The following is a 15,051-nucleotide window of genomic DNA, read 5'->3' on the forward strand; positions in this document are numbered from 1 at the left end:
TCAGGTTTCATCAGGCAGGGGCGCCCGTCGCGCAAGCGGCGTGCCCGGCGTGGCACGCATGCGTGCGACGAGCGGGTAGTGATCGGATGCGCGCCGCGCGCGCATGCTGCGATGCACGTTCACGTCGACCAGCCACTCGCCGGGGTGGATCCAGATCCGGTCGAGCGAGAACACCGGGTAGAGCGTCGGGAACGTGCGCGGCGCCGGCGCGCGCCGGAACCGCGTGACGAGCGCCTGCAGCGCGCGGCCGCGCACGAACCATTCGTTGATGTCGCCCATCAGGATCACCGGCATCGCACCGGTGTCGAAGGCGGCGAGCAGCCGCTGCACCTGCGCGCTGCGCTCGCGCGCCGACAGCCCGAGATGGGTCGCGACCACGCGGATCGTGCCCGCGCCGCAGTCGATGTCGGCATCGAGCGCGCCGCGCGGCTCGCGCTGGTGAAACGACAGGTCCAGCGTGCGCGCCGCGCGAATCGGGCAGCGCGACAGCACCGCGTTGCCGTAGCGGCGCTCGGGCGTATCGATGGTCGGGCCGGCTACCGCATGCATGCCGGTGGCGTCGCGCAGGTGCGCGAGCACGTCGGGCGCGTGCGTGCCGCCGAGCGGCACTTCCTGCAGCGCGATCACGTCCGCGTCGAGTTCGTGGATCACCTGCGCGATCCAGTCGGCCGCGCGCGTGTGCCAAGCACCGTAGCCGCCGCGGATGTTGTACGTCGCGATCCGCAGGTCGCGCCCGCCCGGCGCGGCGGCGGGCGGGCCGTCCGACGTGACGATGTCCGGCGGCGGGGCCGGCTGCGCGCTCAGTGCCATCGTCGCAGCATCCTGACGAGCAGCACCGACACGCCGACCAGCACGGCGCCGATCGCCGCGAGCCACGCGAACGCGCCGGGCCCCGGATGGCTGAACGCGGCGGTCAACTGGTGCGCGAACGTGACGGTCAGCACGATACCGGGCAGCATCCCGATCGCGGTGCCGACCAGATAGTCGCGCAGGCCGATGTGCGATGCGCCGGCGACCAGGTTCACGATCGTGAACGGTGCGATCGGCAGCAGCCGCAGCACGGCCATCGCGACCACGCCGCGCCGGCCGATGTGTTCGCTGAGCCGGTTTGCGCGCGTGCCGGCGAGCCGGCGCACCGCGTCGTGCCCGAGCCAGCGTCCGATCCCGTAGGTCGCGGCGGCGGCCCCCATCGTGCCGAGCGCCGCATACGCGAAGCCCGGCCACGCGCCGAACACCAGGCCCGTCACCGTGATCAGCAGCGTGATCGGCACCGACAGCGTCGCTGCGACCACGTAGCCGGCCAGCAGCAGCGCGGGCGCACCGGGCAACTGCGCGGCGTGAGCGGCCGCTCGCGCGAGCGACGCAATGTTCAGTTCCTTGCCGAGCGGCGAGAAGCGCCACGCGAGCGCGAGCGCCGCGACCAGCAGCACGGCCGCGCCGAGCACGAAGAAGCGCGCGGTCAGCGAGCGGTGCTGCTCGTGCGGCACGAACTCGCGGACAAAGCGGTCCGGCTCGATCGGCTGCTCGGGGTCGAGTCGCGCGCTGACCGGCACCAGCGCGTCGAGTTGCGGCGTCACGGCCGGCTCGAGCGTGCGCAGCGTGCGGCCGGGCTTCTCGCGCAACCGGTCGAGCACGGTGTTCGGACGTTCGTCATGCGTGAACGCAGCGGCGACCGCGGCCGGCGTCGTGTCGAGATGTTCGGCCAGCAGGCGCTCGCGCAGGCCGGCAATCGAGGTGCGGATGCGCGGCTCGCCGGCCGCGACGAGCGCGATGCAGCATTCGGTGTCGAGCACCATCGACCGGTTGTTCAGGTTCGCGCTGCCGATCACGATGCATTCGTCGTCGACGATCGCGAGCTTGCTGTGCACGTTCACGCACGCGTCGCCGAGGCCGTCGACATGCGGATACAGCAACCGGTAGCGGTCGAAGCGGTCGGCGGCCTTGAGCGTGCCATGCAGCCGCGCGCGCAGCACGCCCATCGTCGCTTCCTGCAGCCAGCCGCTCTGCACGCGCGGCGCGACGACCGTCACGTCGGGCCCATCCGGATCGGCGAGCCGCTCGGACAGCGTTTCGCGCACCACCGCCGCGGTGAAATACTGGTTCTCGATGTACACGTGCCGGCGCGCGGCGCGGATCGTGTCCTCGACGAGCGCGCACACCTGTCGCACCGGCTCGCGGTCGCGGTGGCGCGGCGCCGTGTAGGCGATGCCGAGCCGCACGTCACGCAGGTCGACGCGCACGCCGGGCGGCCACGGATCGACGTCTTCCTCACGATCGAGATGCCGCTGCGCGCGGATCGCGATCGGACGCCCGCATGCATTGAACCAGCGCACGCGCGCCTGCTCGCCGATCGCGACGGCCGCGTCGCCGTCGAACATCGCCTGCACGTCGTGAAACGGCCCGTACGGCATCCCCTGCGCGTCGCGGCGGCGCGGATCGTCGGCCGCGTGCGCGGGTGTATCCCAGCGTGCGCGCGTCAGGTCGAGCCCGCCGACGAACGCGAGCCGGTCGTCGATCACGACGAGTTTCTGGTGATGCGATGCGCCGCGCGGATGCGTGTCGTCGAGCCGGAACCGGATGCCGCGATGCGCGCGCCACGCGGCGCGATAGACGGGCGGCCAGTCGCGCTCGAGCGCGTAGATCATCGCGAAGTCCCACGCGAGCACGTAGATGCGCAGGTTGTGTCGCGTGGATGCAAGTGCATGCAGAAATGCGGCGAGCGTGTCGGGCAGGCCGTCGCTGGCGTCGGCGTCGGCAGGCGGGAGGTGCATCCGGCTGTCGACGTCCCAGCCGACGATGAACACCGTATGACGCGCCCGCCGCAGCGCGGCACGCAGCGTCGCGAAATAGGCGTCGCCGTCCACCAGCATCGCGAAGCGGTCCGCATGGCGGATCGTGTCGCAGTTGCGCCCGCGTTCGAGCAGCCCGTGCCGCACCGGCTCGTCCAGGCGCGACGGGTCGGCTGTCGCGTCGTCCGCGCGCGCCGTCGCGACTGCGGCGCGGGTCATGCGTCCCGGCACGATCATCGGACGTTGACGTCCCGGTGGCCGTCGATGCGTTGCAGCAGCACGTCGCAACGTGCGCGCAGCGCCTGCAGTTGCGGCGAATCGGCGTCGAGCCGGATGCGTTCGCCGCTGTCCGGATCGCCGTACGCGCACGCGATCTCGTAGATGCCTTGCGCAATCGTCACGGACGCGTCCACGATCCTGATTCGGTCGAGCCAGCCGCATTCGGCGTGATGGCACTCGAGCCATGCACGCAGCGCGCCGACCGCCTGGCTGGTCGACAGCCAGGCGCGGCCGCGCATGCGCGCCGTCAGCTGGCTCGTCACGAGGTAGGAGAGCAAGTCGGTCTGGGTCACGCGAAACTCCTTGAAGAGGTATCCGGGAGACAGGTCCACATGCCGGTGACGCTTTGCAACGGTCCGCAGATCGCCGCAAATTCCGCGCCGCTCGTGCGTGAGAGCGACACCGGGATGTGACCCGTGTCCGAATCGTCGTTCAACTGCGGGACGATGAATCGCTTCACGCCCACGCGGCCGGTGCCGAGCGTGTCGTGCCGCGTGTCGATCATCGTGGCCTCCTTTTGTTTGGCGTACTAGAGTGGTTTGATACCGGGTTTGATATCCGGTTGGGTGTCCGGTTCGATGCTCAATAGGGACGCAAGGCCCGTGCCGGATCGGCCGATACCGGGCACGCCGCGTGCGCGCGGGGCCGACGCCGCGCGCGGCGATCATGCGGCGCGCATTTTTTGCATCTTCATCGCAGATAAGTACAGGGGGCCAGGATGCAACATCAACAGGACGCACAGGTTCGCGACCCATATCGGGGCCACGAGATTCGCGTATGGGCGCGACGCAACGCGCGCGGCGCGTGGGACGACGAGGTGCAGGTGTATGTCGATGGCGCGCGCATCGAGTTGTATGTACCCGAGCCGTCCGGCCCCGAATGGCTGACCGAGGACGAGGCGCTACGTGCGGGCGTCGAGCGCGGGCGCTATCTGGTCGACAAGCGCGTGGACGACGACTGACCACCCGTCCCGGGTTGGCACGCGCCTCCGGCATGGAGACGCGTGCCCGAGGGGACCGAAGCCGACGAAGGCGATCGCGGAGAGCCGGACGATGCGGGTCAGGCGGACGGTTCAGGCATTACGGCCGCGCCGCGATCTCGTCCAGATGCCACAGCAGATCCGCCGGATCGTCATACACGCGCAGCGCCCCCGCGCGTTCCAGCTCGTCGCTGCCGTAACCGCCCGACAGCAGCCCGACGCCGAGCGCCCGGCAGCGGCTCGCGGCGAGCATGTCCCAGATGCTGTCGCCGACCACGACCGTATGTTCGATCGGCACGTTCAGTTTCGCGGCGGCGGTCAGGAACAGGTCGGGATCGGGCTTCGCGTACTTGACCTGGTCGCGCGTGACGACGACGTTCTTCGCCGGATCGACGCCGAGCGCCTCGAGATTGATCGCGGCGGTTTCCATCCGCCCGCTGGTCGCGATCGCCCAGCGAATGCCGGCATTCGACAGCGCGGCCAGCAGCTCGCGTGCACCCGGCAGCGGCCGGACCTGCGCGCGCAGCCGCTGGTACGCGGCCGCATGCAGCCGCGAGAGCCGCTCGACGCGCTCGGCGTCGATGTCGCCGGCCGTTTCGCGCAGCAGCTGGTTCAGGAACAGGCCACCGCTCATCCCGATCTTGCGGTGGATGCGCCACACCGACAATTCGATGCCCTCGGCATCGAGCGCTTCCTTCCACGCGAGCACGTGCTGATAGACGCTGTCGACGAGCGTGCCGTCGAGATCGAACAGAAATGACGTTTCAATGCGCATGTAAATCTCCTGGCCCGATGGCGTTCGGGCGATTCGTTCGGGGAAAGCGGTTTCGACACATTATCGGGGCACGGCCGTGTCATCGTCGTGTTCGTGCACCGCGGCCGGCAGCGGCGTGTCAAGCGCCGCTGGTACAATCGCGCCGATGCGACGGGCCGGCTGCCCGCGCCGCCAACCTTCGTCGAATTCCCGTATGGCAACCCCGGACGCCGTCAGTTCCGAACAGTCGTGGTGGGGCGTTCTGGCCCTGGCACTCACTGCCTTCATCTTCAACACCACCGAATTCGTGCCCGTCGCGCTGCTGAGCGCGATCGGCGACAGCCTGCAGATGCAGCCGACCGCCGTCGGCCTGATGCTGACGATCTACGCGTGGGCCGTCGCCGTCGTGTCGCTGCCGCTGACGTTCGTCACGCGTCACGTCGAGCGCCGCAAGCTGCTGAGCTGCGCGCTGCTGGTGTTCATCGGCAGCCATGTCGTCACCGGCGTCGCGTGGAATTTCACGGTGCTGATGCTCGGCCGGCTCGGCATCGCGTGCGCGCATGCGGTGTTCTGGTCGATATCCGTCCCGCTGGCCGTGCGGCTCGCGCCGAGCGACCGGAAAAGCCGCGCGCTCGGCCTGCTCGCGATGGGCACGGCGACCGCGATGGTCGCCGGCATTCCGCTCGGGCGCGTGATCGGCGAGGCGCTCGGCTGGCGCGTCACGTTCCTCGTGATCGGCGGCGCGGCGGCCGTCGCGTTGCTGGCGCTGCGCATGACGCTGCCGACGCTACCCAGCCAGGGCGCCGGCTCGCTCGCGAGCATCGGCACGTTCCTGCGCAAGCCGGCGCTGGTGTCGCTGTACGCGATCACCGTGCTGGTGATCTCCGCGCACTTCACGTCGTATACGTACATCGAGCCGTTCGTGCAGAGCGTCAATCATGCGAGCAGCAGCCGGATTACCTACGTGCTGATCCTGTTCGGCGTCGCCGGCGTGCCGGCCGCGCTCTGCTTCAACCGCGTGTTCCCGGAGCGGCCGGCCGACTTCCTGCTCGCGTCGATCATCGCGTTGTCAGCCTGCCTGCTGATCCTGTTCCCGAGCGCGCTGAACATCGTCACGCTGTCCGTTCACACGCTGGTCTGGGGCGGCGCGATCGTCTGCTTCGGTCTCGCGATGCAGGCGTGGGTGCTGAAGCTGGCGCCCGAGGCGACCGATCTCGCCGTGTCGATCTTTTCCGGGCTGTACAACGTCGGGATCGGCGCCGGCGCGCTGCTCGGCAACCATATCGCCGGGGCGTTCGGGCTGCCGTGGATCGGCACGTTCGGCGGGGTGGTCGGGATCTTCTCGGCCGGGATCGCGTGGGCCGCGTTGCGGCTGCATGAGCGGCGGGCGGTGGCGTAGCGCGCCGATTCACTGTCGCGCCGACGATCGACGATCACGCCGCAATGGCGGCATCAACCTGTCATGCTCGACGATCGCGGCGCCGGGTCCGCGTTGCTGCGCACCTCGTTCGGCGTCATGCCGGTCCAGCGCTTGAACGCATGCCGGAAACTCGCGGCATCGCTGAATCCCAATACCAGCGCGATGTCTTCGGTGCTCAATGCGGTCGTGCCGAGATAGTCGATCGCCAGCGCCCTGCGCACGCCTGTCAGCAGTTCGTTGTACGACGTGCCCGCGGCGTCGAGCTTGCGGCGCAACGTCCTTGAAGTCATGTGCAGCGTCCCGGCGATCGCGTCGATGTCCGGGAATCTGCCGGGGATGCGCATCAGTTCGTCGTAGACGTGCAGCGTGATCCCGGAGCGATCCTGGAGTTCGTCGAGCAACTGCGCGCAGTGCCGCGAGACCTGGGCCGCCGTGATCGGGTGGGCAAGCTGCGGCGCCCGCGACATCCAGGCGGCGGGATAGCTCAATGCATGACAGTCCTGATCGAATTTGACCGGACAGTCGAGCGTTTCGGCAAGCAGCGCCGCATGGGCCGGTTGCCCGCATGCAAATCGTGCGTGGACTGGCACGCACCACGGTCCCATCACGTCCTTGACGAAGGTCGCGTGGAGCACGAACTGCATGTCGAGCAGGAAGCCATACAACCGCGCGTCGAGCTCGGGCAGCGCGACGTCTTCCCGGGCGGGGAAATACCAGGTCGCCAGATCGTCTTCCATGACCCAGCGAATGCCGAGCAAGCCGTTCGCGAGCCGGTGGAACCGGACCGCCGCATCGAACGCCTCCCCCAGCGTTTCGGCGCACAGCGTCGCGTACCCGTACATCCCGTAGCTCGATGCATGCAGCAACCTGCCGACCCGCACGCCCAGATCGGCGCCAGGATAGTGCCGGAGCGCGTTGCGCACGGCCGTCAGGAATTGTTGCGCCGACGTCAGCGTGAAGGGGTTCGCTACGTCGTTCGAGTCGAGATCGGTCCCGGCGAGCACCGTGGACGTTTCAAGCTCCAGATGCGCTGCGACTTCCATCAGCGCCGCGAGTTTCGACGGGGACGAGCGCTTTTCGGACAGGGTCGCCAGATCGACCGGCAACGACGGCAGGCCGGCGCCAGGGCCGGCTTGCGTCGGGTTCAATCGCATGTTGCTGCTGCTCATCTCTGAATCAGGTCGTCGGTTCTCGTCGCGGCCCGGAAGCGGGTCATCCGGTGCATCGATGTGCCGCGGGCTCGGTCCGCAGTGACCACGTTACGTCAATCAGCGGGTTCCGTGTGGTAGCGAACACGGACAATTTTCGCGTCCGTTTCAAACATTTCCAAAGCCCCGGTCGCCGGCCATAGTGGCGGCACGCCACGGCCGACCTGCGCGCTCGTGGCGAAAAATAAATATGGAGATTCCGTTCAATGAAATCGATGAAACTGGCGGCGGCTGCCGCCATGCTGGTCGCGAGCGCGGCAGCGCACGCGCAGTCCGCGGGAAACAACGTGGTCGGAACGGGCTGGTTGAGAATCGCCCCGCAAACCTCGAGCGATCCGCTCGAAATCAGCGGACACGCCGTGCCCGATACGGGCTCGAGCGTCGATCACGCCGACACACTCGGCATCACCTTCACGCACTTCCTGACCGACAACATCGCGGTGGAGACGGTCGCCGGCATTCCGCCGAAATTCAAGCTCTCGGGTACCGGTGTGCTGTCTTCCGCGGCGATCAATCCGCTCGGGGACGTCCGCCAGTGGAGTCCGGCGCTGCTGCTGAAATATTATTTCGGCCGCGCGGATGCCCGATGGAGACCCTATCTCGGCATCGGCGTCAGCTATATCTGGTTTACGAACGTGCATGTCGGTCCCGCGTTCCAGCAGGCGTTGAGCGCGCAATTGACGCACGGCGCGACGACGGGCCTGTCGACGAGCGCGGACGTCGACAGCGCATGGTCGCCAGTCTTCAATGGCGGGTTGAATTATCAGTTCGACAAACATTGGTCGGCCGGGCTTTCCGTTTCCTACCTGCCGTTCGGGACGAAAGCCAATTTGACCACCCGGCTGCCGAACGGTGCCGTGGTCAAGAGCGTCGCGAAGATCACGCTGGATCCGCTCGTCACGCTGGTGTCGGTCAATTACGCATTCTGACCGGGGGATGCGACGGCGGCGATCGGGTTCGCAACGAATCGGGCAGGGCGATGGCGTGGCCGCCATCGTTTCATGCCCATCGCCGCACGCCGCACGCCGCACGTTGCACGCCGCACGTTGCACGCCGCGTCAATGCAGCCCGTCAGTCCCGATCCCCGCAGCATCGAGCCGCCTGAGCTTCGCGTACAGCGTCGTGCGTGAAATGCCGAGTTGCCGGGCGGCCGCCGACACATTGCCGTCGTGTTCGTCGAGCGCGCGGCGGATTGCTTCGAGCGACTGTTCGTGCAGGCTTGCCTGCGGGCTGGCGGCCGGTGCTGCGGTGCACACATCGGCGGCGTCTTCGAGCCCATCGGCGTGGCGCGCCATCGTCGCCCGATCGAGCGGCGCGCGCAGCGTGCGCACCCATAGGTGGCTACCATCGTCGCGCGCGATCCGCTGCGGCGTGCGCGCTGGTGTCAGCAAACGACGCTGTTGCGCGGGCGTCGCACCGGGAAACAGTTGCCGGAGGTCGTACGGCGCGACCGGCCCTGTGGGCGCGAGATCGAGCATCTGCCTGGCAAGCCGGCTCACCGCGCGCACGCGGCCCGCTCCGTCGAGTGCAATGACGCCGGCGAGCGGCGTGCCGAGCCAGCGCGGATCGTGCTGGACCTGCAGCAGATGGCAGTCGCGCAACATCGCATACAGCCGCTGCTCGGCGGACAGCGCCGCGTGCCGGAACTGCTCGCGCAGCTGCACGACGTTGCGCCGGCCGATGCCCGTGATGTCGAGCGCGCCGATCACGTCGCCGTCGAGGCCGACCAGCGGCACCGCGAGGCAGAATACCCGCGAGAACTCGTCGAGATAGTGCTGGGCGCCCGCGACGACGGCCTCGGCGCCGTCGTGGATCACGCAGCTCGGCGCGGTCGTGCCGATGTTCGGTTCGACGATCCGGCGGCCGGCGACGATTGGCGTCAGCAGCGCGTCGTCGCATTGCGGGCTGCGCCGCGCATGCACGATCGTGCCGCGCGGATTGACGCAGAAGATCGTCCACTCGCGGCCGCCGAACGCGGCCCACAGCGGCTCGATCTCCTGCGCGACGCAACGGTAGAGCCGCCGGTCCGCGCGCGATTCGTCGAGCTCGCGCTGCATTTCATAGCGGGCGTTTTGCCATGGCCGCAGTCCGGCGTCGCGCGAACGCAGCCACGAGCGCGCGACGCTGGCCGGCAACGCCGTTTCGGGCAGCGGCTCGCCCGCCGCGAACCGGGCGCGGAGCCGGTCGAGGTCGACCGGCCGTGCAGGAGATTCAGGGACTGTGTTCACACATGCGCTCCATGTGGGGTCGAACGTCCGGGCCGGGCATGCCGGCCGGCGTGTCGCGCGAATGCGTAATATAGCCCGGTGCCCGAAGCGGGGTATCTTCATGCCGTGCAGGGGCGCACGCGGCGTGCCGCCGATTTGCATCGGGGGGCCGCCGGCGGCCCCCCACGCTCAATGCGGCAACCGCAGGATCGGTTTGAGCGTGATGCCGCTGCTGCTGTCCGCGGCGGCCTGGTTGATCTGCTCGAGCGGATAGAACTTCACCAGCCGGTCGAAGGGAAACCGGCCTTGCAGATGCAGCTGCACGAGTTGCGGAATGAAGGTCTGCGGCACGCTGTCGCCTTCGACGATGCCGCGGATCGTGTGGCCGCCGAGCAGCAGGCTGTTCACGTCGAATTCGGCCTTCGTGCCGAGCTTCGGCGCGCCGACCACGCCCATCGTGCCGCGCGAGCCGAGCGCGTCGATCCCTTGCGACAGCACGGCTGGCAGCCCGGTCGATTCGAGTGCGTAGTCGACGCCGCCGCCGGTGATCTCGCGGATCGCGTCGACGACGTCGACTTCCTTGCTGTTGATCGCGTGCGTCGCGCCGAGCTCCAGCGCCAGCGCGAGCCGCGACGGCACGATGTCGACGGCGATGATGGTGGTGGCGCCCGCGATACGCGCGGCCATCACGGCGCTCATACCGACCGCGCCGGCGCCGAAGCTCGCGAAGCTGCTGCCCGTGCGTACCGCGAGCGAATTGATCACCGCGCCCGCGCCGGTCTGGATGCCGCAGCCGAGCGGGCCGAGCAGTTCGAGCGGCGCTTCCTTTGGCACCTTGATCGCGTTGTTCTCGCGCGCGAGCGCGTAGCTCGCGAACGACGACTGCGCGAAGAAATGATCGTGCAGCGGTTGGCCGGCTGCGTCGCGGATGGCCGTCTGTCCGTCGGCATCGGCACCGCCGAAGTTCAGCGTGAAGAACTGCCGGCAATACGCGCCATGACCGCCGACGCACGACGCGCAGTGGCCGCACGCGCCATAGGTCAGCACGACGTGATCGCCGGCGGCGAGCGTCTTCACGTTCGGGCCGACGGCCTCGACCACGCCGGCGCCTTCGTGACCGAGCACGGCCGGCAGCGGCACCGGATAGTACTGGTCGCGCACGATCAGGTCGGTGTGGCACAGGCCCGTCGCGACGACGCGCACCAGCACCTCGTCGCCGCGCGGCGCGCGGATCCGGGCCGGTTCGATCGAGAAGGGCGCGCCGGCGGCGCGGGCGACGGCCGCGGTGACGGCGCGCGTATCGTTTTCTGTGTACATGGTCGGTCTCCTCGTCAAATCGGATACAGCGGCGCTTCGCCCTTGATCGTCAGCCACTGCCACTGCGTGAATTCTTCCCAGTTTGCCGCACCGCCGATGCTCGAGCCATTGCCCGATGCGCCGACGCCGCCGAACGGGTTGATCACTTCGTCGTTGACCGTCTGGTCGTTGATGTGCAGCAGCCCGGTATTCAGCCGCTCGCCGATCCTCAGCGCGCGGCCGACATCGGCGGACAGGATCGCCATCGACAGCCCGTATTCGGTGCGGTTTGCGAGCGCGATCGCGTCTTCGTCGGTATCGAACGGCACGACGATCGCGACCGGCCCGAAGATTTCCTCGTCGAACGCCGGATTGCCCGGCGCGACGCCGCTCAGCACGGTCGGCTCGAAGAACAGGTCGCGATGGCCACCGCCCGTCTCGACGCGTGCGCCGGCGCGACGAGCCGCGTCGACCACACTCGCCGCATGGTCGCGTTGCGTGGCGTTGATCAGCGGGCCGAGGCCGACGTCGCCGCTGGCCGGGTCGCCGACGCGCAGACTTTGCGCCTTCTCGACGAGCTTCGCGACGAAGCGGTCGTGAATCGCGCGCTGCACGAGCACGCGGCCGGTCGCCATGCAGATCTGGCCTTGATGCAGATACGCGCCCCATGCGGTGTTCGCGACCGCGCGGTCGAGATCGGCATCGTCGAGCACGATCAGCGAATTCTTGCCGCCGAGTTCGAGCGACACCTTCTTCAGATGGCGGCCGGCCGCTTCGCCGACCTTGCGCCCGGCCGCGGTGGAGCCGGTGAACTGGATCATTGCGACATGCGGATCGGCGACCAGCGCGGCACCGGCCGCGCCGTCGCCGGGCAGCACGTGTAGCACGCCTGCTGGCAAGCCGGCGAGCTCGAACACGCGGGCGATCGCGACGCCGCCGCACACGGCGGTGCGCGGATCGGGCTTCAGCACGACCGCGTTGCCGAGCGCGAGCGCCGGCGCGACCGCGCGCATCGCGAGGTACAGCGGGAAGTTGAACGGCGAGATCACACCGACCACGCCGCGCGGGCGGCGACGCGCGAGCGACAGCCGGCCGGCCGCCGACGGCAGCACCTCGCCGGCCGCGCGCGACGGCAGCCCGGCCGCTTCGTGCAGTGCCTTGATCGTGACCGAGGTTTCGAACGACGCCTTCGCGCGCGTCGAGCCGCTTTCGCGCACGAGCCAGTCGACGATCGCATCGAAGTGCGTTTCGGCGACGGCCGCCGCGCGACGCAGGACCGCCGCACGCTCGTCGTACGGCAGGCCGAACCATGCGGGCTGCGCGCGATGCGCGGCGGCCGACGCGTCGGCGATGGCCGCGCCGTCGGCGAGACCGATGCGGCCGAGCGTGTTGCCGGTCGCCGGTTCGATCACGTCGGCGGCGTGCGCGCTCGCGTGCCAGCGTCCGGTGAACGTCTTGCCGCGCCAGATGTCGGCGTTGAATAGTGCGGTGTTGGTGTTGCTGCTGGTGCTGCTATCCATTTACGCTCCTGGGGAAATTCGGATCGGCCGGATCGGGCGTTGCTTGGGGGCTTGGGTGTCGACCGGCATGCGCGCGAGGGTAGGCGGGCGCGGGGAGACGGAGCTATCCGGGTTTGTTCCCACCCGCTGGGCTCGCGCGGATCGTGGGGCGTTTGTGGTTATGTGTGCGGAAACTGAACAGTCGTTGCGTGGGTTGTTGCGGCATGCCGGCTGATGACGCGGTGGGGATTGATGGTGCAGCGGTACCTGGGTCGTGTCCGGAAGCGGCCACTTGGGCCAGTATTGCTTCATCGAGAACTTCCACGTGTCACATCCAACCGCCAACGAATGCCTCCGATATTAGTTGTCAGCTCTACGTCATTACGCCCGAAGCCACGCAAGCAGCAGGAAACGAATCACATTTGCAACACTTTGTGCAGATGTAAAAAAACGATCCGCACTTCTCCCCGTGTCCGCGCCATCGAACTCGGTGACTCTTTGACCGCTGCAGAGCCATTCCTGCAAACGTTCTCTGTCGGTCGAACATGATTCGATAGTGAAACCTTTCCTGCTCTTTCATCAGAGGCGAACAAGCGACGGCATTCATGTCACTTGGCGTACGCCGAATGGGGCGAAGTGGCCTGCAACTTGCTTGCCTTCCTACCTGTAAATCGGCCGAGCGAGTAGAGCTTATCCGGCATACGTCGAAAATCTAGGTGAAATTATTCGTGACTTTCTCTAGCACTCATTGGGGGATATAGTGAAAAAAACCATGATTATCGTGCGCGCTGTGTTATTGGCAACGTGCGCTGCGGGTTTTTCAGGTTGCGCATCGACGGTTATTGAATCGAAATCCTATAGGTCATACGCGGTAGGGGTGCAACAAACTGCCACAATCGGACAGTCGTTTCTTGTGAATCAGAACGGCTCGATCTCTACCGTTAGGCATTGGGTTGGGATATTGAATTCACCCGATGGATGGCGGGAATCCAAAGAATATTCACAAGATTACGTACGTCAAGAACTCGTCTACGGAGGGCGATCTGGAAATACCATCGACGTATCTTACAGAGAGTTCCGCGGAGGGTATGCCGCGCCAGCGTTCTACCAAAGCGTCAAATATGACCTCAGCTCATCATCGAGAATTCGGTTTCAAAATTTCTCAATCGACGTGTTGCAGGCCGACAATCAAACAATCGTGTATAAAATTGTTTCTGATAGGTGAATATAAACAGCATCGAGGCTAGCTAGAATCTTGCCCCGTCAAATGAGGCGTGATGCGCCAGAAACGGATTGAATTGACCTGCGAACACATTACTGTCGCGCGTAGCAAAAGGTCCGGAGCGCCCGTGGATTGAACGAATAAATCGGGGGGTATATGGTCAAAAGCAAAGAGGAGCAACTCGACAGTTGCATCGAGCAGGCGTTCCAATCGAACCGGGCGTTTACCAACTGGTTTCTCTCTCGGACAAAATTCGCCAATGACGGGGGCGTGTACCAATGGTCGCGCAGCGACAACCCTTGGGGTACTCATCCACATGTAACTATTGATCTGGCGAGTGGCAAGCCGGTCGTCAAATATGTACAGAGCGAAACCGACGTGTTGGTCGTGTTCTCGCGCCCGAATGGCGGGCCGTTTGCTTTGCATATCGAGAATAAGCTCAAAAATGGTTCATTTATGCCGGATCAGCCAGAACGATACCAGTCACGAGCAGCGCATTGGCTCAATAATCCGAAGTACGGGATGTATGTAGACTTTGAGACGGTCCTGATTGCGCCTCAAGTTTTCTTTGATCAACATCGCGTCGATGCCGAAGCGTTTGATCGATATATTTCGCATGAGGAAATCGCCAATTATCTTCCTGAATTTCTCGAGAATTATCAACAAATCAATGACGATCACATGGATGCGAGACTCGTCGCGCAAACCGTTTTGCGTGCTGGCATCTGGTTAATTCGAAATGGATACGGTCGACTGATGATCCTGCCGTATGTGGCGCCGTCTGGAATGCACTGGCGCTGTGCGTTTCATCCGCCAGGAAAATTCAATGACGAGATCTATCGATACACCGCCGGCAGTGAAGGAACAGTTCTTCCTGGTGAACCGGATATCGTTATGTCGTCGACCATGACCGCGCAGACGCTCGCTGAATTAATTGTCGCGCGAGCGCCTCGCGACGCGCTGGCTTTGTGTGAAGGTGAAGCGGGTCAAGCGGTACTCGATTGGCTTCGGCGATTTGAGAAGGCGCTTGATGCAGGTTACATTCCTGAAGCGTTCAATAATGATGATCCTGTCACTGATCGATGGGCATTGCTAGGCGATGGAGGCTCAAGCGACATGGATCCTCAGCCGGGCTACCGTGCCTCATAGCAGCGCATTTCTCATGGCGGCCGATTTGATGCTATTGCGCGTGCGTAACCGCCGATCGACCAGCGCGTCACGAGCAAAGGGGACCGGGTGCTTCTGGCCCCTAGCTACCATCAGCGTCTGACAGAAGGACCATCACCAACGAGCGTCGATATCCCCTCCCGTCATTCGCAGAAACCCACACCGAAGCCGAAGCCCGCCGGCCAACCCCACCGTTTCGCCCTCAGGAAAACCCTGATCGACTCAGGCAGG

General features: G+C 66.2%; 13 protein-coding genes. 4 read left to right on the plus strand and 9 right to left on the minus strand.

Annotation, left to right across the window (positions count from 1 at the left end):
* From LMA02_RS32460 to LMA02_RS32475, 4 genes are read right to left on the minus strand one after another with little or no spacing between them, the layout of a single operon-like run.
* Nucleotides 1-810 (minus strand): endonuclease/exonuclease/phosphatase family protein, encoded by an 810-nt coding sequence (locus LMA02_RS32460; RefSeq protein ID WP_228910759.1) that lies wholly within the window; start codon nt 808-810, stop codon nt 1-3.
* Nucleotides 801-3,026: a VTT domain-containing protein gene (locus LMA02_RS32465; protein ID WP_228910760.1), complete on the minus strand. Its 2,226-nt coding sequence runs from the start codon at nt 3,024-3,026 to the stop codon at nt 801-803. Before LMA02_RS32465 ends, LMA02_RS32460 begins: the two co-directional genes overlap by 10 nt.
* Complete coding sequence (locus LMA02_RS32470) at nt 3,023-3,361, minus strand: hypothetical protein (RefSeq protein ID WP_228910761.1); 339 nt, start codon at nt 3,359-3,361, stop codon at nt 3,023-3,025. The genes LMA02_RS32465 and LMA02_RS32470 overlap by 4 nt, the downstream gene beginning before the upstream one ends.
* The gene (locus tag LMA02_RS32475; protein WP_228910762.1) at nt 3,358-3,573 is read right to left on the minus strand and encodes a hypothetical protein; all 216 of its coding nucleotides are present in this window, start codon (nt 3,571-3,573) and stop codon (nt 3,358-3,360) included. The genes LMA02_RS32470 and LMA02_RS32475 overlap by 4 nt, the downstream gene beginning before the upstream one ends.
* Nucleotides 3,574-3,786: 213 nt before the next feature.
* Between LMA02_RS32475 and LMA02_RS32480 the strand changes: the two genes are divergently transcribed.
* Nucleotides 3,787-4,029 (plus strand): DUF6566 family protein, encoded by a 243-nt coding sequence (locus LMA02_RS32480; RefSeq protein WP_228910763.1) that lies wholly within the window; start codon nt 3,787-3,789, stop codon nt 4,027-4,029.
* A gap of 118 nt (nt 4,030-4,147) precedes the next feature.
* Here the strand turns inward: LMA02_RS32480 and LMA02_RS32485 are convergent, their stop codons facing one another.
* A complete protein-coding gene (locus tag LMA02_RS32485) occupies nt 4,148-4,822 on the minus strand; it encodes an HAD family hydrolase (RefSeq protein ID WP_228910764.1) in 675 nt (224 codons plus the stop codon).
* Between the two features lie 193 nt (nt 4,823-5,015).
* On the opposite strand from LMA02_RS32485, the gene LMA02_RS32490 reads away from it, so the two are divergent.
* On the plus strand, nt 5,016-6,200 hold the full coding sequence (locus tag LMA02_RS32490) for a sugar transporter (RefSeq protein ID WP_126223715.1): 1,185 nt from the start codon (nt 5,016-5,018) through the stop codon (nt 6,198-6,200).
* Nucleotides 6,201-6,253: 53 nt separating this feature from the next.
* Here LMA02_RS32490 and LMA02_RS32495 read toward each other — a convergent pair whose 3' ends face one another.
* Nucleotides 6,254-7,375, minus strand: coding sequence for an AraC family transcriptional regulator (locus LMA02_RS32495; protein WP_228910765.1), 1,122 nt, complete (start codon nt 7,373-7,375; stop codon nt 6,254-6,256).
* A gap of 260 nt (nt 7,376-7,635) precedes the next feature.
* Here LMA02_RS32495 and LMA02_RS32500 point away from each other — a divergent pair, with 260 nt between their 5' ends.
* A complete protein-coding gene (locus LMA02_RS32500; RefSeq protein ID WP_228910766.1) occupies nt 7,636-8,358 on the plus strand; it encodes an OmpW/AlkL family protein in 723 nt (240 codons plus the stop codon).
* 129 nt (nt 8,359-8,487) lie between these two features.
* Here LMA02_RS32500 and LMA02_RS32505 read toward each other — a convergent pair whose 3' ends face one another.
* The 3 genes from LMA02_RS32505 to LMA02_RS32515 are packed head-to-tail and all read right to left on the minus strand — an operon-like array spanning nt 8,488 to nt 12,452.
* Complete coding sequence (locus LMA02_RS32505; RefSeq protein WP_228910767.1) at nt 8,488-9,798, minus strand: helix-turn-helix domain-containing protein; 1,311 nt, start codon at nt 9,796-9,798, stop codon at nt 8,488-8,490.
* Between the two features lie 27 nt (nt 9,799-9,825).
* The gene (locus LMA02_RS32510) at nt 9,826-10,953 is read right to left on the minus strand and encodes an NAD(P)-dependent alcohol dehydrogenase (protein WP_228910768.1); all 1,128 of its coding nucleotides are present in this window, start codon (nt 10,951-10,953) and stop codon (nt 9,826-9,828) included.
* Nucleotides 10,954-10,967: 14 nt separating this feature from the next.
* Nucleotides 10,968-12,452: a benzaldehyde dehydrogenase gene (locus LMA02_RS32515; protein WP_228910769.1), complete on the minus strand. Its 1,485-nt coding sequence runs from the start codon at nt 12,450-12,452 to the stop codon at nt 10,968-10,970.
* Between the two features lie 1,357 nt (nt 12,453-13,809).
* On the opposite strand from LMA02_RS32515, the gene LMA02_RS32520 reads away from it, so the two are divergent.
* Entirely contained in the window at nt 13,810-14,802 is a 993-nt protein-coding gene (locus LMA02_RS32520) for a hypothetical protein (protein WP_228910770.1), read from the plus strand.
* Nucleotides 14,803-15,051: the final 249 nt, after the last annotated feature.

Source organism: Burkholderia sp. B21-005, assembly GCF_020843965.1.
In the GTDB taxonomy this organism is placed as follows: domain Bacteria; phylum Pseudomonadota; class Gammaproteobacteria; order Burkholderiales; family Burkholderiaceae; genus Burkholderia; species Burkholderia ambifaria.